General features: G+C 63.4%; 15 protein-coding genes. 1 reads left to right on the forward strand and 14 read right to left on the reverse strand.

Annotated elements, in window-relative coordinates; translation table 11 throughout:
* Positions 1-13 precede the first annotated feature (13 nt).
* From H7688_RS03580 to H7688_RS03620, 9 genes are all read right to left on the reverse strand, one after another.
* Positions 14-1,852, reverse strand: a complete 1,839-nt coding sequence (locus H7688_RS03580; protein ID WP_183359653.1) for an aldehyde ferredoxin oxidoreductase C-terminal domain-containing protein — start codon at positions 1,850-1,852, stop codon at positions 14-16.
* Between the two features lie 154 nt (positions 1,853-2,006).
* The gene (locus H7688_RS03585; protein ID WP_198424447.1) at positions 2,007-2,231 is read right to left on the reverse strand and encodes a MoaD/ThiS family protein; all 225 of its coding nucleotides are present in this window, start codon (positions 2,229-2,231) and stop codon (positions 2,007-2,009) included.
* A 40-nt stretch (positions 2,232-2,271) separates the two neighbouring features.
* Positions 2,272-2,745, reverse strand: coding sequence for a pyridoxamine 5'-phosphate oxidase family protein (locus H7688_RS03590; protein WP_183359654.1), 474 nt, complete (start codon positions 2,743-2,745; stop codon positions 2,272-2,274).
* Between the two features lie 149 nt (positions 2,746-2,894).
* Positions 2,895-3,605: an ABC transporter ATP-binding protein gene (locus H7688_RS03595; protein ID WP_183359655.1), complete on the reverse strand. Its 711-nt coding sequence runs from the start codon at positions 3,603-3,605 to the stop codon at positions 2,895-2,897.
* Entirely contained in the window at positions 3,602-4,327 is a 726-nt protein-coding gene (locus tag H7688_RS03600; protein ID WP_183359656.1) for an ABC transporter ATP-binding protein, read from the reverse strand. The genes H7688_RS03595 and H7688_RS03600 overlap by 4 nt, the downstream gene beginning before the upstream one ends.
* A gap of 2 nt (positions 4,328-4,329) precedes the next feature.
* Positions 4,330-5,316, reverse strand: a complete 987-nt coding sequence (locus tag H7688_RS03605) for a branched-chain amino acid ABC transporter permease (RefSeq protein WP_246329696.1) — start codon at positions 5,314-5,316, stop codon at positions 4,330-4,332.
* 2 nt (positions 5,317-5,318) lie between these two features.
* On the reverse strand, positions 5,319-6,203 hold the full coding sequence (locus tag H7688_RS03610) for a branched-chain amino acid ABC transporter permease (RefSeq protein ID WP_183359657.1): 885 nt from the start codon (positions 6,201-6,203) through the stop codon (positions 5,319-5,321).
* 448 nt (positions 6,204-6,651) lie between these two features.
* Positions 6,652-7,893, reverse strand: a complete 1,242-nt coding sequence (locus H7688_RS03615; protein WP_183359658.1) for an amino acid ABC transporter substrate-binding protein — start codon at positions 7,891-7,893, stop codon at positions 6,652-6,654.
* Between the two features lie 355 nt (positions 7,894-8,248).
* Entirely contained in the window at positions 8,249-10,027 is a 1,779-nt protein-coding gene (locus H7688_RS03620) for a sigma 54-interacting transcriptional regulator (RefSeq protein ID WP_183359659.1), read from the reverse strand.
* A 554-nt stretch (positions 10,028-10,581) separates the two neighbouring features.
* Between H7688_RS03620 and gabT the strand changes: the two genes are divergently transcribed.
* Positions 10,582-11,892, forward strand: a complete 1,311-nt coding sequence (gabT, locus tag H7688_RS03625) for a 4-aminobutyrate--2-oxoglutarate transaminase (protein WP_183359660.1) — start codon at positions 10,582-10,584, stop codon at positions 11,890-11,892.
* Positions 11,893-11,985: 93 nt separating this feature from the next.
* Here gabT and H7688_RS03630 read toward each other — a convergent pair whose 3' ends face one another.
* From H7688_RS03630 to H7688_RS03650, 5 genes are all read right to left on the reverse strand, one after another.
* Complete coding sequence (locus H7688_RS03630) at positions 11,986-12,705, reverse strand: hypothetical protein (protein ID WP_183359661.1); 720 nt, start codon at positions 12,703-12,705, stop codon at positions 11,986-11,988.
* Between the two features lie 3 nt (positions 12,706-12,708).
* Positions 12,709-14,511, reverse strand: a complete 1,803-nt coding sequence (locus H7688_RS03635; protein WP_183359662.1) for an AAA family ATPase — start codon at positions 14,509-14,511, stop codon at positions 12,709-12,711.
* Between the two features lie 196 nt (positions 14,512-14,707).
* Entirely contained in the window at positions 14,708-15,349 is a 642-nt protein-coding gene (locus tag H7688_RS03640; RefSeq protein ID WP_183359663.1) for a CAP domain-containing protein, read from the reverse strand.
* Between the two features lie 147 nt (positions 15,350-15,496).
* The gene (locus H7688_RS03645) at positions 15,497-15,760 is read right to left on the reverse strand and encodes a hypothetical protein (RefSeq protein WP_183359664.1); all 264 of its coding nucleotides are present in this window, start codon (positions 15,758-15,760) and stop codon (positions 15,497-15,499) included.
* Between the two features lie 33 nt (positions 15,761-15,793).
* The gene (locus tag H7688_RS03650; protein WP_183359665.1) at positions 15,794-16,504 is read right to left on the reverse strand and encodes an SOS response-associated peptidase; all 711 of its coding nucleotides are present in this window, start codon (positions 16,502-16,504) and stop codon (positions 15,794-15,796) included.
* Positions 16,505-16,755: the final 251 nt, after the last annotated feature.

A 16,755-nucleotide genomic window follows, 5' to 3' on the forward strand; every position in this document is an offset into this window, starting at 1 on the left:
CTCACAGCGGTAGCTACTTGTCAGGCAAAAGTCCTTCCATCTCCGGCAGGAAGACGCTCCAGACCTTCTTGCGCAACTGGGCCAGGAACTCCTCCGTGATGAAACTTGGGAGGGTGATCTTCGGATTGGGACTTGAAAGTACCTGGGGCGGGAGCGTGTACTCCTCGTCGCTGTACCCCTGGCGCAGCTCAAGGGCGAGCCCCCTGAGGTAGGCGCGCCGCACCGCGGCGATCACCTGTTCCGAGCTGATCTGCAGCCCGGTGGTCTCCCTGATGCCGGTGACGATCAGGTCGTGCCCGATCCCCAGGCCGACGAACTTGCACAGGCCCACCATGTCGTATCCCACCTGGAGCAGCCCCGTGGTGGTGATGGCCTGGGTCCACTCCTCGACGGTGCTCTTCCCCTCCTTGGCGTAGAGCATGTGGGTCCCCATGGACATGTGGCCGCCGGCGATGGCGAACAGGTAGCCGGGGTTGGTGTCGGCCAGGTAGGCGGGAATTTCCAGCCCCTTGACGTGCATGGCGTAGGCGGTCTCGCCGACCTCCTCGGAAAGGCGGCGCACACCCTGCCCCAGTGCCGGCGCCTGGCCGCGCCCGGTCTGCTCGATCAGCTCGCGCACCTTCTCGAAATCGCCGAAGGTCGCGCCGTTCAAGAGCGGTTTTTCAGGGTGCCGCTCGTTGTAGTCCAAAAGGTAGGAGATGGTGGTCCCCAGCGAGATGGCGTCCATTCCCAGCGAGTCGCACAGGTGGATCAGCTCGGCAACCTGTTTGGGATCGTGCACCCCGAGGTTGGAGCCGAACAGGATGAGCGGTTCGAAGTCGAACTTGGCGGCAAGTTTCCCGCGGCTACCGTCCTCGTTGCGCACGTAGAGGTTGTTGTGGCAGCGGATACCGCAGCGGAAGCACCCCTCGGAGGCGATGTCGAAGACCTTCTCCACCTGGTCGCGGTAGAGCTTCTTGACGTCGTCGTTCCCCTTGGGGCGGAAGTTGTTGAGCGGCACGGCATGGAAGGCCTCGAGCACCTCGATGTTGGCCCAGGTGCCGCCGCCCCCCCCCTGGCTGGCCGGCTGGAAGCGCGCCGACCCGGGGCTCTTGACGATGTCGCGGTTCACGTCCCTGATGGCGAAGGTGATCTTGTCCAGTTTCAGGGAGCTGATCGCCACGATGGCGATCAGGTTCTTGTACCCCATCAGGCTCCCCAAGCCGCCCCGGCCGGCAAAGCGCATCTTGGGCTGGTCGGATTTGAGCTGTCCCTCGGTACTGAGGGCTATGGCGCCCATGCGTACGGTGCGGTAGTTCTCCCCGGCGGGTCCGATGACGGCAAAATGGCCGCCGGGATGGGCCGCGGCCAAGCTCATGATTTTCTGGTGGGCGTTCAGCCCCAACAGGTGCTCGGCCGAGTGGAACTCGACCTGGGGGCCGGACTCGCCGGTGCGCAGGACCACGTAGATCGGGATGTCGGCACACCCTTCGAAGATCACCTCGTCAAGGCCAGTCCACTTGAACCGGTTGCCGAAGTCCCCGCTTCCCGCGGACCACATCGCACCCGGCAGCCCCTTGCCCGACTTCTTGAGCGGGCTGTAGGCCGAGAAGTAGCTGCGCATGCCGGTCATGACGTTGCTGCCGGTCAGCAGCCCGGTATTGAGAATGAGGGGGTTTTCGGGAGAGTAGGGGTCGGTGATGGTACGCTCGGCGAGCACCTGGAAGGACCGTCCGAACCCGCCCAGCACATCCTCGACGTTACGGCAGGGGACGTCCTCCATGCGGACCGCCCGGGCAGGAAGGTCGATGGTGCATCGCTGATAGAGTATGCTCGAAGGGTCATTGGCGGGATCGTTGCCCCGGATTTTCATAGTGTCCTCCACGTCGTTGTGCGTTAACAGCGGCGGTTTCCGGCGTCCCGCAGCCCCCGCAAGGGGACTTACGGAGCGTCCATCTCCCCCCGTGCCAGGGGGCGCGAGAGCGGGTCCACACCCTGCAATCGATGGCAGGCTTCGGGCAGCGAGGCTACCCTCCCCCGATCGGGGGCATAAGGAACACCGTATCGCCATCCTGCAGGACCTGCTCGAACGGGCAGTGGCGGCCGTTCACCAGCCGGATCCCGATTTCCGGCGCCGGGATGCCGAGGTCGGCGGCCAGTTGGGCGACTGTCGTCCCCTCCGGATATTCCCGGACCTCTTCTTCAAAAAGCTTCCAGCGCAAGGCCGCAAAGAGCTTGATTGTCACCTGCATGATCGGCCTCTTCCCAAGTCCCGTGTACCCCCCTGACCTGTCAGGAGAGGATCCGGTCCTTGGACTGCTTCCCCGAGATGCTCTCGATCTCCAGTTTCCAGACTCGCACCTTCTCAAGCGACGCGGCAGTGAAGCTCCAGTCCTGCTGGCTGTACTGCTGCATCACCTTGAGCAGTCCCTCGTGCTTCCCTTCGAATCCAGTCATTTCCTGAAGCCTGCCGGACCCGATCACGCACTGGTAGGAAAAGGTCCATTCGCACGGATCGCTCCCCTGGTTCACCAGGGTGACCCCGTCTTCCAGCTCGAAGCAGACGGTGGGGTTTGCCTCGAAGAACGCGATCTTGCGCCCGACGAGGGCCGTGTGAAAGTAGAAGGCGCTGCCGTCGTACCCAAAGGAAACCGGCACGATGTAGGCCTCGTCCTTATTGGCAAGGCCCAGCCTCAGCACCTGGCAGGCAGCGATGATGCGGTCGATGGACTCGCGCTCTTTGATCTCTTTGTCGGTTCGTCTCAAACTGATCTCCCTGCTCCGGCCGGTAGGCTTGGATGCGTTGCGGATTCCGGGGCAGCTACCAGCAATCTGCATCCCCGACTACCTGCACGCTCTCGTGATGACCGAAAAGCGCAAAAAGCTTAGCACAGCTGGATAACATCCCGCAATCACTAGAAGCCGAGATACGCCTCGCGGATCGACTGGTCGGCCTCCAGGTCCTTGCCGGTCCCCTGCCCCACGATGCGCCCGTTCTCCATGACGTAGCAGTAATCCGCCACCTTGAGGGTCTGGTGCACGTTCTGCTCGACCAGGAAGATGGTGAGCCCCTCGCGGTGCAGCTCCTGGATCACCTTGAAGACCTCCTGCACCATGATGGGCGCGAGCCCCAGGCTCGGCTCGTCGAACATGATCACCTGCGGGTCCTGCATGAGCGCGCGCCCGATGGCCACCATCTGCTGTTCGCCCCCCGAAAGGGTCTCGGCGGTCTGGGTGCGCCGCTCCTCCAGGCGCGGGAAGATCGAGTAGATGCGCTTCAGGGTCTGGGCGCGCTTCCCGTGGGCCCTTTTCAGGTAGGCACCCACCAGGAGGTTCTCTTCCACCGTCATCTTGGGGAAGAGCTGGCGCCCCTCGGGCACCAGGGTGATCCCCTGGTCCACCACCTTGTGCACCGGCAATCCGGTGATGCGGCTCCCCTGGTAGTGGATGGAGCCCGCCGCGGTGGGGATCAGGCCACAGAGCGCCTTGAGTGTCGTGGTCTTGCCGGCGCCGTTCGCGCCGATGAGCGCCACGAGCTGCCCCTTGTTGACCGAGAAGGAGATGTTCCAAAGGGCCTGGATGTCCCCGTAGTTGACCGAAATATCCTGAACGTCGAGTAGATTCATGCCGCTGCCTCTCCCAGATACGCCTGGATCACCTGCGCGTCGCCGCAGACCTCGGCGGGGGTACCTTCGGCGATCTTCCTGCCGAAGTTGAGTACCACCAGGCGGTCCGAGATGTTCATGATGACCCTCATGATGTGCTCCACGATGAGGATGGTGAGCCCCTGCCCCTTTAATTTCATGATGAGTTCCACCGTGCGGTCCGCCTCGGTGGGGTTGAGCCCCGCCACCACCTCGTCCAAAAGCAGAAAGGCGGGCTCCAGCGCCAGAGCCTTGGAAATCTCCAGGCGTTTCCTGCCGGCCAGGGTGAGCCCGGCGGCCGAGACGTGGGCGCGGTCGGCAAGCCCGGTGGTCTCCAGAACCTGCCAGGCGTGGCGCTCGGCGTCGGTGCGCTTGGGGTGCTTCAGAAACGAGGCGATCACCACGTTTTCGAGAACGGTCAACCCGGCGAAGGGTTTCACCACCTGAAAGGTGCGGCCGATCCCCACCCCCGCCAGGTGGTAGGGGGGCTTGCCGCTGATGTCGTTACCCTGGAACACCACGCTCCCCTTGGTGGGTGAGTAGTAGCCGCTGATCACGTTGAAAAGGGTGGTCTTGCCGGCGCCGTTGGGGCCGATGAGCCCGACGATCTCCCCCTTTTGTACCGTAAAGCTCACGTCGTCCACGGCGGTGAGACCGCCGAAGCACTTGGTGACCGAATCTACCGTAAGGATGGTCTCTGACATGTTTAGTTTCCTTCTTCCGGTGCCACCACGGCGGTTAGGGCGGGCTCTTCGCGGCGCGGCGGGGCCGCCTTGCGCTTGAAGAGGGTGCCCCACAGGCCGTTGGGAATGAAGATGACGCTCACCGCGATCAGCGCGCCCAGGATGATGAGGTAGAGAAGCTGGAAGTCCGACAGGTAGGCCCAGAAGATGGTCTTGAAGGCGAAGATCAGGAGCGCCCCCAGGGCCGGCCCGAACAGGGTCCCCATGCCGCCGAACACCACCATGACCACCGCCTGGTCGCTCACCAGGTCCCCCAGGGTGGAAGAGGGGTCGATGAAGGTGATCCAGTAGGCGTAGATGCCGCCCAGGATGCCGGTGGGGAGTGCGGACAGGATGAAGGCCTGCATCTTCAGCTTGGTCGGGTTGAGCCCCAGCGCCTTGGCCCCCTCCTCGTCCTCCCGGATCGCCTTAAGCTTCAGCCCGAAGGGGGCGCGCTCCAAAAGGTACCAGAGGATGAGAAAGGTGAGCCCAACGGTGATCAGCATCAGGTAGTAGAAAAACTGCGGGTTCAAGAAGGCGTTCAGGCGCATGCCGTCCGGCCCGCCGGTGAACTCGACGTTCAACGCGAGCTGCTGGATGGCGCGCGACAGGGCCCAGGTGGCGATGGCGAAGTAGGCCCCCTTGAGGCGCAGGGTCGGGATGCCGGCGATGAGCGCCACGACACCTGCGGCCAACCCGCCGGCCGGCAGCGCCGCCCAGAACGGGAGGTTCGCCTGCATCATCAAAATGGCGATGGTGTAGGCCCCGATGCCGAAGAAGGCGCCGTGGCCGAAATTGAGGTAGCCGGTGTAACCCGCGATCACGTCGAAGGCGATGGCCAGCCCGATCCACATGATCCCCTCGGTGAGGACGCGCAGCACGAAGGTGTCGTGCACGACGAGGGGCAGGATCAAGAGGGCGGCAACCAGGATGCCAAGAATTGCGGGGCCGCGGCTGTTGGTGGTTTTCATCTTTAGACCCCCTTGCCGAACAGACCGCGCGGCGAAATCAGCAGGATGACGTAGAGGATGGCGAAGACCGCGAGCAGCGTGTGGCTCGGGTTGAAGTAGATCATGAAGATCGACTGCACCAGGCCCAACAGCAGTGCCGCCCAGGGAACTCCGGCCAGGTAGCCCATGCCCGCCAGAACCACCACGAAGAAGGCGAAGATGGTGTACTCGTTACCCATCTGGGCCCCGATGGAGAGGATACAGCCCATAAGCACCCCGGTCATCGCCGAGATCCCCACGTAGATGCCGTACACGAACGAGCCGGTGCGCTTGCTGTTCACCCCCATGAGTCCGGCGGCGTCCTTGTGCTGCGCCAGCGCCCTCACCCCCAGCCCGAAGTTGGTTTTCTTCAGGAGGTAGTGCAGGAAGCCCGTGATGGCGAGCGCGTAGCAAAGCCCAACCAGGCGCACCGCGGGGATGGTCACCGTGATGCCGAACTGGTCGATGTTGAAGGAGCCCTCCGAGAACATCGAGGGGATCGAGTTCGAGTAGAAGCCGAAGACGGTCAGCGCCAGCCCGCGGAACATGATGGCCAGGCCGAAGGTGAAGACCAGGCCCATCAGGAAGGGGTTCCCCTTGGTGCCCGAGAGCACCCGGTGGATCACCGGCTGGATCAGGTAGCCGATGCCGAAGTAGAGGACGAAGATGACCGGCAGGAAGATGAAGGGATCCAGCCCGGTCCACTTGTTCAGGTAAAAGCCGGTGAAGGCCCCGAACATGATCCATTCGCCGACGGCGAAGTCGATGACGTGCATGACGCCGTAGGTGAGGGAGAAGGCGATGGCGATGGTGATGTAAATCCCGCCCAAAAGTATCCCGTCGGTCAGGGCTTGTGGCAGCAATTCCATAAAGCGAAGTCCTCCAGTGATGCGTGTGCGAATCGGTACCGTCTCGAGCAGGTGCAACCGTCCCTTGCCGTTTCCAGCGTGTGCGGGCGAGGGAGGTGAATGATGTTGATTGCTTTCAGCAGGTCGTCAGCTGCCGCCCCCTCTCCCGATGGGCGAGGAGTCAGTGGTTCTGCAGAGGCAGCAGGTGATTTCGGTTCAAGCGGAAATGAGATCGTTGCAGTTATCATGTGCCCTGCGAAGCGCTGAAGCACTTAGTTCCTTTCCCCCAACCGCTGCGGCGGAACTCAACGCCCCCCCCTTAGCGAAGGGGGGACAGGGGGGATTTAGCCCCAAAAGGAACTGCCAGCAGCAGCCAGCCATCGTCCCCCCAGGGACCCCGGTCCTTCCCCCCGCGCACGGCGGGGGGAAGGGAGGGTTGACTGAACGAACGGCCGTGCGTTCCCAGCGCCTAGCGGCTCTTCCAGTCCTTCATCGGGTACTGTGCGGCTGCTTCTACGGAGGCCTTCGGGCCCACGGTCATGATCTTGCCGCTCTGGATCTGGACGGTGAGCGGATCGAGGCCGATGTTGGCGTGGTAGTACTCGCCGGAGGTGGCGAACTTGACGCGGCCGTAGAAGGTCTGCACGTCGACCTCTTCGATCGCCTTGACGAGTTTGTTGCGCATCTCCTCGTTCATGCCCGGCTTGGCGCCGATCTTCTGCAGGGCAACCTGGAAGGCGATGCCGGCGGCGGAGCAGCCACCCTGGGTGTAGTCGCCCGGGTTCTGGTAGGCCTTCTGGGAGGCGGCGGCGTAGGCGGCTGCGGTCGGCCAGAGGATCTTGCTCTTGGTTTTAGCGGTGCCGGTCCAGCAGGTGGTGCCGAAGATCTGCTCGCCGTCCTTGCCTACCGCGTCGGTGAAGGCCTTGTCGGTGATGCCGCAGTGCATGAGGAGCGCTTTCGGGGTGTAGCCGATCTGGCGCAGGGCCTTAACGAACTTCACGTGCTCTTCGTCATGGCCGCCGAAGGCGATGATGTCCGGCTTCATGCTTCTAACCGCGGAGAGCAGCGGGGTCATGTCCTGCCCGGAGGGGACGATGCTGAACTTGAGAACCTTCAGTTTGGCGGCCTCGGCAGCGGTCTTGTAGGCCTCGGCGGTCGCCTTGGAGAAGGCATCGTTGGAGCCGATGATGGCGATGGTCTTGGGGGCCGGCTTCAGCTGGGTCAGGGTCTTGATGGAGGTAGCGCCGGTGAAGTTGATGGGGGGGATGGTGCCAAAGGTGTACTTGAACTTGTTCCTCCAGATGAGCGGGCTCTCGGCCGAGCCGGTGATCATCGGGATCTTGTACTTGTCGACCACCGGTGCCACGGCGAGGGTGACGCCCGAGGAGTAGGGGCCCAGGATGAAGTCGACCTGCTCCTGGGTGATCAGGCGCTCGGCGGCGGCAGCGCCGGCTGCCGGGTTGGACTGGGCGTCCGCGTAGACCAGCTTCACGGGGTACTTCTTACCCTTGATGTCGATGCCGCCCTTGGCGTTTACTTCCTGCGCCCAGAGGTCGTAGCCGCGCTTGGTGATGTTACCGCCGGTGACCAGGTCACCGGAGAGCTCGGTGATGACACCGATCTTGAAGAAGTTCCGCTCCTCCGCGTGCAGCGGGCTGGCCACGAAAAGGGCGACCAACAGCAGCAGTACCCTGACCATTACAGATTTCATTGTGCTACCTCCTTTGATGTGATGTGGCAAAGTGGTTACCACGGCAATAGCAGTTCAGAAGGTCCAGCGGCTCCCGCCGAAAGCTGACCGGCGCACGGTGAGCGGGGCTGCCGGCACCGAGTTCGGCACCGGCGGGCTGTATACAGCAGAAAGCATGCCAATGAAATCACATCCAGAAATCGAGCGGCTACCACGGGCGGAAACGGTGGGGAAAACTCCGCAAGCTGCTGTTCCCCGAAGGGATGGGCGGCGCTGCCGTCCCGGTTCAGGCGGAAACCCTGCCCAGGGGAGCGACCGGGACGCTGCCCACATTTTATTCAGATCTGAATAATTATCAAACCTCCGGCGCGGCCCTTCAGCTCAGGCCGTATTTCTTCAGCTTGCGGGCGATGGTGGGCTGGCTCACCCCCAGGGCCTCGGCCATCTCGGCCTGGTTGTTGTGCTGCTTGAGCGCGTGGGCCAGAAGGGAGCGTTCGGCACTCTCGACCATCTGGGGAAGCGTAATGGATTCGGGCCATTGCGAGGGGATCCCCGCTTGCGTCGTGTCACTTTGGGCGACGTCGGCAGGAAGATCCTGCAGGCCGATCAACTCGGTCTCGGTCATCACCACCAGCCGCTCGCAGAGGTTCATCAGCTCGCGCACGTTGCCGGGAAAGGGGTAGGCCAAAAGCGTGTCACAGGCTGCCCGGGAGAGCCGCTTCACGGTCTTGTGCTTCTTGGCGTACCACTCGATGTAGTGCAGGATGAGCGGCAGGAGGCACTCCTTGCGCTCGTTGAGGGAAGGGACATGGATCGGGATCACCTTGAGGCGGTAGTAGAGGTCGAGCCGGAACTTCCCCTCCTCCACCATCTGCTCGAGGTTTCGGTGGGTTGCGGCGAGGATGCGCACGTTCACGTGGCGCGACCGGGTGCTTCCCAGGCGCATGATGGTTCCGTCCTCCATGAAGCGCAAGAGCTTCACCTGCGAGGGGAGCGGCAACTCGGCGATCTCGTCCAGAAACAGGATACCGCCGTCGGCGAGTTCGAAATAGCCCGGTTTTCCGCCGGATTGCGCGCCGGTAAAGGCCCCCTTGTCGTAGCCGAAGAGCTCCGATTCGATGAGCGACTCCGGGATCGCGCCGCAGTTGATCTTGATGAGCGGCTTATCGCTTCTCTCCGAGTTCTTGTGGATCAGGTCCGCGAAGAGCCCCTTTCCCACCCCCGAAGGCCCCAGGATCAGCACCGTCGATTCCACCTTGCTCACCTTGAGCGCCTGGCGCAACGCCTTGATCATGGAGGGGCTGCGGGCGATGATCTGCTGGTTTTCCAACTGCTGTTCCTGCTGCATCTCCAGCATCTGGTTGCGGAACTGGTCCTTGATGGCTTCCTGGTCCTCGAGCTCGCGCTGCAGGCTGTCGATTTCCGTGATATCCCGCTCGCTTACCACGACACGGGTGATCCGCTCGTATGCGTCGTAGACCGGGGTACCGGTGGTAATCAGCTTGCGCCCCTCGCGCTGTTGCAAAAGGTTCACCCGTGATCCGGTGCGCAGCACCTCGAGGGTGGCCGAACGGTCGAAAACCCGCGCGTTTACCAGGTCGCGCATGTTGCGTCCCACCACGTCGGCGGCCTTTATGTTGTTGATGCGTTCCGAGGCCGGGTTGATGCGGATCACCTTGGCGTCCGCATCGCAGATCCACAGACCGTCCGAGGAGGAATCGATGATGGTGTCGAGCTCCCGGGTAAGACCCTGGAAAAACTCCATCTGTTTCGCCATGTTCTCAAGTTCGGTGCTCTCCACGAAAACGCAGACCGCCCCCACCTGTTCCTGGTCGACCAGCATGGGGCTCACACGTGCCAGGAAGTTCGACTCGGTGCCGCGCACCGAGATCTCGGCCGCATTGCGGCTGCGCCCCAAGAGCCTCTGGGCGACCTTGGGCCACAATTCGGGAAGCACGTCGTTGAGGTGCACCCCCTGGTAAGCGCCGAAACTTTCGCGGGATACCCGGTTGGCCAGGATGACCATCCCCGAGGTATTCACCGCGAGAATGCCGACATCCATGGCGTTCACCAGCGCCTGGTAGAACTCCTCGGCGCGCAGGGGGTCGCCGCTGGGCGACAAACCGATGAGCTGTGCGGGATTTATCGTGGACATACAGCCAGTTCCCTCCAGTTCCCTCACACGGCCGCGCGAGAGCCTGCGACCGTGAGCGAGCAGTAGGCCGGGCAGCATCTGAGGGGAGTTCCAGCTCATGCACCGGCCGCTTTTCAGGCATTATGCAAATTTGAATCAAATATTCAAGAATAAATAACGCGGCGGGTCATTTCTCCGGGCTTTCGGAAAAGCCTCCGGCCCCTGCCTGATGCGCTGCTGCGGCCGTTTTCGCAGGTCCGGGACCCGCCGGTGCCACGGGTACCACCCCGACGGCCGCCCCGCTTCGCCCGCTTCAACGGGAATCCCCTTGGCAGGCCAGCGTGCTATCCGGCACGGCCCTCTCGGCAGCTAACCTGCCGAAACTTTGTGAATTACCTTGTGATCCCCGAAGGAGCCGGGTGGTTTTGCCGCAGCGCGCCTGTGGATTGGTATGGACTTTGTAATGAAGCTCGGGCCAGGGAGTGATCGATTCGGTTTCCGCGGCACATCTGCACAGGACCTCCCTTCCGGAGGATTTCCTGAACCCATACCAGAAGGCAAAGGAGTAGAGCATCATGACATCTCGCAACGAGCAGTTGATGGAACTGCGTAACCAGCACGTTCCGGCCGGGGTGTCGCTGCTGAACCCGGCGTTCATCGCACGGGCCCAGGGCGCCATCATGACCGACGTGGACGGGCGCGAACTGATCGACTTCGCCGGCGGCATCGGCGTGAACAACGTGGGGCACAGCCACCCCAAGGTGGTGGCCGCCATCAAGGAACAGGCTGAGAAGTTCATTCACACCTGTTTCCACGTTGCACCCTACGAGCTGTACATCGAACTGGCCGCCAAGCTGAACGAGCTTTCTCCGGGCAGTTTTCCCAAACAGACCATGTTCGCCAACTCCGGCGCCGAGGCCGTCGAGAACGCGGTGAAGATCGCGCGCATCGCCACCAAGCGCAGCGGCATCATCTCCATGGAGCACGGCTTCCACGGCCGCACCCTGATGACCATGTCGCTTACCAGCAAGGTGAAACCCTATAAGTACGGCTTCGGCCCCTTCGCCCCCGAAACCTACCGGACCCCTTCGGCCTACTGCTACCGCTGCCCCTACGGGATGAGCTATCCCTCCTGCCAGTGCGCCTGCGCCGATAAGCTCGAGGAGTTCTTCACCGGCTACGTGGCCGCCGAGCAGACCGCCGCGGTCATCGTCGAGCCGATCCAGGGCGAAGGCGGTTTCGTCACCCCGCCCAAGGAGTACTTCGCCAAGCTGCAGGCCATCTGCAAGAAGCACGGCACCCTGCTCATCATCGACGAAATCCAAAGCGGCATGGGGCGCACCGGCAAGCTCTTCGCTATCGACCACTGGGGCATCGAGCCGGACCTGATCACCACGGCCAAGAGCCTGGCCGGCGGCATGCCGCTCAGCGCGGTCACCGGTCGCAGCGAGATCATGAGCGTCCCGCACCCCGGCGGCCTGGGCGGCACCTACGGCGGCAACCCGCTCGCGCTGAGTGCGGCGCTGGCGGTCCTCAAGATCTTCACCGAGGATGGGCTCTTGACCCGTGCCGAGGCGCTCGGGGTGAAGCTCCAGACGCGTTTCAAGGCGATGCAGGAGAACTACGAGGTGATCGGGGAGGTGCGCGGCAAGGGGCCCATGCTGGCGCTCGAACTGGTCCATGACCGTGAGACCAAGGCACCTGCCGGCGACCTCGCCAAGAAGCTCACCAAGGTCTGCTTCGACAAGGGGCTGGTGATCCTTTCCTGCGGCGCGTTTGGCAACGTGGTCCGTTTCCTGATGCCGCTGGTCATCACCGACGAGCAGTTGGAGCGCGGGCTGGGCATCCTCGAGGAGGCCTTCCAGGAGGTGTGCGGCAAGGCCTGATACCCAGGTTTTGACGACTGCCGAAAAACTGCGGCCCCCGCCTCAATAATGAGACGGGGGCCGTTTTTATTTCCTTAATTGTATCGTTTCCGCTTACCGAGCCGCCGAGGAGAGCAGCACGTCGAAAACCTGGCCGTTTCTGGAGAGCCTGACCCGGTCCTCCCTGATTTCCACCACCCGGGCGCCGGCCACCTGGGCCCCCTCGCCGACCAGGTTGCCGTTCAGCACGGCACGGCGCAGGTTGCGCTCATCCTGCCAGGCGATTCCCGACACGGTGATATCCCCACCTCCCGTCGGCACCGTTTGCTGCACCGCCTGGGAGGCAGCAGGAGCCGGACGCTCGCGTCGCACCGAAGGGATTGGGCGTTCCGGGGCAACGGAACGTGCCTCGCCTGGGGCCTCGCTGGCGGCTCCCGGTACTTCCTTGAGACCGGCAGCAAAAGGAGGGCGGACCGGCTGGGGAGCAGCCTTCGAATTCGCTACCGGAGCGGGAGCGGGGAGGTTCGCGGCCGGCTGCGGAACGGGGACCGGCGTAGCCGGGGCGGCAGCGGCCGGCGCCTGCTCGACGGGTGCCGCGGAAACGGGCATGGCAGCGTGACGTCTGGCACCCAGGCCTCCCGTGACCAGATACCCGGCGCCGAGCCCGGCAACGAGCAGCACAACACCGAGGCTCACCCAGCGCAGCGGGAACCGGCGCTCGACGGCGGGGGCCCGCCGGTAACGCAGCACCTCGGGACGCAGGTCGTGGGCGGCGCCGCGGCGGCTGTTTCTGTCCTGCTCCATCTTCCGCAAGGCATCGAGGATGAGGCTCATGGCTTAGGCGCCCCCCTTGCCGCGGACGGCGGCCGACGACTCCCCTGCCCCGCCTCCCTGCAACGTAGGCGGGAAGAATCCACCGGCTCTTCGGTATAACAGCATGAGCGTGAGCCCCTTCGCCTTGCCATCCTCGGGCAACCCTTCCCGGCGCTGGAACTCGCTGACCGCCTCGGCGACCTTGCTGCCGGCGACGCCGTCGAGCGCTCCGCGATAGACCCCGGCCCCCAACAACAACCCCTGCAGACTCTTCAGGCGCGCCGCCTGGTCCGCCCCCTTCCTGGTGGAACCGATGTTGTGGAAATCCTTCCAGAACAGGTAGGCGGTGCCGCTCCAGACCTGGGCGAGGTCGCTGCGGCCTAGCGTAGTGCGGCCGTCGAGCGCCGGTGCAACCTGGACCGAATCCGGCCCGAGCCCCGTCAAGGCCACCACCCGGCTCCCCCCCGGGACAGTCACCTGCAAGAGGGCCGGAGCATCGAGCCGCGCCAGCGCATCCAGGTTCCCGGTGACCCGGGTCGCGTTCATGCCGCGGGATCTCGCCAGCACCGCGAGGTTCACCCCTTTAAGCGGCTCCGAGTCGAAACCCGGTACCCGCCAGATCTTCAGGAGCGCGTTAACCGCGCCGCGCAGGTTTTCCTCCTCGGACGTGGCAGCCAGCCCACGGAGCGCCTGCTCTTTCGAGAACGTCCTGGGCGGGTTCGCAGTCCCGCCCGCCGCTTTCGGGCTCCCCGCTCCAGCGGGCGAGGTGCCGCCGCCGGTTGTCACCGGCGCTGCGGTTCCGGGTGCTGCAGCGAGTTGTTGTTCAGGGGGGCCGGAGCGCTGCGGTGCAGGCTGGGTGGCACCTTTCTGTGTCGCTGCCGCGCCACTCTGCGGTTCCGAGGCGCTGGGGACTCCCGGATTGGTTCCAGAGGCGAGCCACCAAAGAGCCACCGCGAGAACTGCCACGAGCGCCAAGGCCGCGCCCGCCCTGCCCACGGGAAACGCCCGGCCGGGTTGATCCTTACGCAGGTCGCGCAGCGAGGCAGCCGCCATGGCAGGGGTCACCTCGCGGTACTCGCTCGTGTAGGCAAGTAACAGCGCCCGGTCACAGGCAACATTGACCAGACGGGGGAGCCCACCGGAGAAGGCAAAGATCTTACGTACGGCACCGGTCGAGAAGCTCAAGGGCTCGCTCCCTCCTGCCGCGAAGCGGATCCGGTGCCGAATGTAGTCGCAGGTGTCGGTGAAGCCCATCGGTTTGAGGTGGTAGCGCACCGTGATGCGCTGGTCCAGCTGGCGCAGTTCCGGACGCGACAGGAGTTCCCGCAGTTCCGGCTGCCCCACCATGACGATCTGGATCAGCTTGGCGCGGTCCGTCTCCAGGTTCGAGATGAGCCGCAGCTGTTCCAGCACCTCGACCGAGAGGTTCTGGGCCTCGTCGATCACCAGCACCACGGTGCGACCGGAGCGGTTTTCCTCGAGCAGAAAGGCGTTCAGCGCCTGGTGCAGTTCCTGGAGGTCGTTCGAGGTTGCCGGGAGTCCGAACTCGGTGTTGATCTCGCGGAAAAGCCCCAAAGGGGAGAGCGTCGGGTTGAAGATGAGGGCGCTGCGGTGGGTCTCGCGCTCCAGCTGGTTCAACAAGGTCCGGATGATGGTGGTCTTACCGGTGCCGACCTCGCCGGAAAGCTCGATGAACCCGGCGCGGCTTTCAATGGCGAAGAGCAGGTGGGCGAACGCCTCCTGGTGCGGGGTGCTGAGGAAGAGAAACGCGGGATTCGGGGTGAGTGCGAAAGGCGGCTCCTTGAAGCCGAAATATTCCCAGTACATGTTCGAAACCAATGGATAATGGACGGTGGACGATTGACAATTAACTACAAAAGTCAAACCTCTTCAGCCTGGGGCGTCCTTCTCTCTGAGAGCGTTACGCCCCCAAAGATCTAACGGCAACCACACTGGCACGAGAACAGCGGAGTACAGAGTTACGGCAACCGGGGATAATTGTCAATTGCCAATTGTCAATTCTTCACCTGCCTTTGGTGAATCCTGCGGCGAACTCCATGACGCACATGTTTCGATATACCGCGTGCACTCCGCAGGCGGCACCGGCCTCTTTGAAGGCGGAGGTGAAGATGTTTTTGCGGTGCCCGCGCTCCGGCACGCCGTCGTCGATGATGAGCTGCATGACCATCTGCCGTGCGGTGTCGGGTCCGTAGCCGATGTTCTCGGCAATCCGGCCACGCCAGGTACCGTGACGCTCGATGCGCTCGCGCATGTCGCCACTGCGGTTGCCGGTGTGCCCGATCTCCCCGGTTGGCCCCTGGTCCCGCACCAGGTCAGCCGCCGCCTGGGCCATACCCGGCGACCAGGAAAGCGGAGGCAGCGGCTTTTGCTTCTCGAGAAACCGGATCGCCTCGTCGAGCGCGGCGACCCCCTCGGTGGTCACCACCAGGGCCGGCGACCCGGGCACCAGGTAGCCCCGCCCCACGAAGTGCCGGCGCAGCTCCTTGATATAGCCCACGTAACGCAGCGGCTCCCGGCGCGCCAGGTTGGTCTCCGCAAGCATCTGCCGGGCCATTTCCTCCCGGGTCGCGGTACTCTGGGCCGTGGCACCTGTGGCGGCAAGGAGCATCCCTGCCAGAAGCAGCAACCTCGCCAGTCTTTTCATAACGTCCCCCCGGGGCTGAGCGACCTTTGGGAACGGCAGTTCTCAGGCCACAAAAAGACCTCGCTCAAAAGGAGGGAAAGAGCGAGGTCAACTACACATCCCCATGGATGCCAGTATAGATCAATGGAGCGAAAAGGTGAACCGTGCCTAGGGCTTCCCCAGCCGTGCCTCGAAGACCTTCAGGGCCTCGGCAAGCGTCCCCTCCATGTCGTCACCGTACACGGTGAAGTACAGGTAGGGGCCCGCGTAGTGGTGCCAGTTCAGGTCCTCCACCTGCAGCGTCCCGAGGTAGCGCTCCATCTTTTCGTACGGATAAAATGGGTCACCATTGGGCCAGGTCCGCCTCAGTTTCTGGACCTGTGCCTCACTGAGCTCGATGCGATAGCGTACCGAAACCACCTCCGCGTTCATGCGACCTCCCCTCTCACGGTCAAAAGTCCGTCCTCATACCTCAAACAGGTTTCCCATCGTCAACTGTCCATTATCAATTGTCCATTGCTTCACCAACTCTACACCATCGTTTCTCGGGCTGTTGGCAAGGGGCGAAACCGTCCACCCCTCCATCTCCTCGGCGCCACAGGGGCGCAACAGCGGCTTGAGCCGCGCCGGGTCGGTCACTGTGCGGTCCAGCCAGAGCTCCCCATCAGCGGGTTTGAGCAGCACCGGCATCCGTTCGTGCAGCCGGGCCACGTAGGCGTTCGCCGCGGTAGTGACGATGGCGCAGGATTCGACGACCTCCCCCTGCGGCGCGGTCCAGCTCTCCCAGAGTCCCGCAAAGACCAGGGGCGCCTGGTCCTTCAGGCGGAGAAACTCCGAAACTTTACGCCCCCCCTGATTATTCCACTCGTAGAAGCCGGAGGCTGGGATCAGGCAGCGCCGAAACCTGAAGGCATTTCTAAAGGCCGGCTTTTCCTCGAGGGTCTCGCCGCGGGCGTTGATCATCCGGCTCCCGATGGAGGGATCCTTTGCCCAGGGCGGGATCAAGCCCCAGTGCAGCTGATCCAGGCGGTTCACTCCCGGCTCAACCTGACGGATCACCGTCACCAGTTGGGTGGGGGCTATGTTGTAACGGTCCGGGACGCAGCCGGGCTCTACGACCCCGAAGAGTTCGGCGAGAAGTCCCGGAGGGAGAAACAGTGTGAAGCGACCGCACATGGTGCAGCTCCTTTCTCGGCACTGATTCGAAACACCGCGGTGCGCGGTTTGTTCATGGTAGCTCAAGGCGCTGCCGACACACAACACCAAGTCGAGGTTCGCGAAGCAGATTTCTCTTCAACGATGACCACCCTTCCCCGATATCTGGTGCTGGCAGGTCCTCAAGACTCTTTCAGCGTTGTAAGAGGGACAGCGACAGCAATCCCCTTGACATATCTCCCCAAAATAGGAGAATCTGGCTCATTAGGCCG

Source organism: Geomonas limicola, assembly GCF_014193675.1.
GTDB lineage: Bacteria > Desulfobacterota > Desulfuromonadia > Geobacterales > Geobacteraceae > Geomonas > Geomonas limicola.

Bases quoted from the DNA above. Each gene is read 5' to 3' on its own strand.
- H7688_RS03600 (WP_183359656.1), bottom strand. From the start codon at position 4,327: ATGTCAGAGACCATCCTTACGGTAGATTCGGTCACCAAGTGCTTCGGC.
- H7688_RS03580 (WP_183359653.1), bottom strand. From the start codon at position 1,852: ATGAAAATCCGGGGCAACGATCCCGCCAATGACCCTTCGAGCATACTC.
- H7688_RS03650 (WP_183359665.1), bottom strand. From the start codon at position 16,504: ATGTGCGGTCGCTTCACACTGTTTCTCCCTCCGGGACTTCTCGCCGAA.
- H7688_RS03630 (WP_183359661.1), bottom strand. From the start codon at position 12,705: ATGAGCCTCATCCTCGATGCCTTGCGGAAGATGGAGCAGGACAGAAAC.
- H7688_RS03605 (WP_246329696.1), bottom strand. From the start codon at position 5,316: ATGAAAACCACCAACAGCCGCGGCCCCGCAATTCTTGGCATCCTGGTT.
- H7688_RS03635 (WP_183359662.1), bottom strand. From the start codon at position 14,511: ATGTACTGGGAATATTTCGGCTTCAAGGAGCCGCCTTTCGCACTCACC.
- H7688_RS03615 (WP_183359658.1), bottom strand. From the start codon at position 7,893: ATGAAATCTGTAATGGTCAGGGTACTGCTGCTGTTGGTCGCCCTTTTC.
- H7688_RS03585 (WP_198424447.1), bottom strand. From the start codon at position 2,231: ATGCAGGTGACAATCAAGCTCTTTGCGGCCTTGCGCTGGAAGCTTTTT.
- gabT (WP_183359660.1), top strand. From the start codon at position 10,582: ATGACATCTCGCAACGAGCAGTTGATGGAACTGCGTAACCAGCACGTT.
- H7688_RS03620 (WP_183359659.1), bottom strand. From the start codon at position 10,027: ATGTCCACGATAAATCCCGCACAGCTCATCGGTTTGTCGCCCAGCGGC.
- H7688_RS03640 (WP_183359663.1), bottom strand. From the start codon at position 15,349: ATGAAAAGACTGGCGAGGTTGCTGCTTCTGGCAGGGATGCTCCTTGCC.
- H7688_RS03595 (WP_183359655.1), bottom strand. From the start codon at position 3,605: ATGAATCTACTCGACGTTCAGGATATTTCGGTCAACTACGGGGACATC.
- H7688_RS03610 (WP_183359657.1), bottom strand. From the start codon at position 6,203: ATGGAATTGCTGCCACAAGCCCTGACCGACGGGATACTTTTGGGCGGG.
- H7688_RS03645 (WP_183359664.1), bottom strand. From the start codon at position 15,760: ATGAACGCGGAGGTGGTTTCGGTACGCTATCGCATCGAGCTCAGTGAG.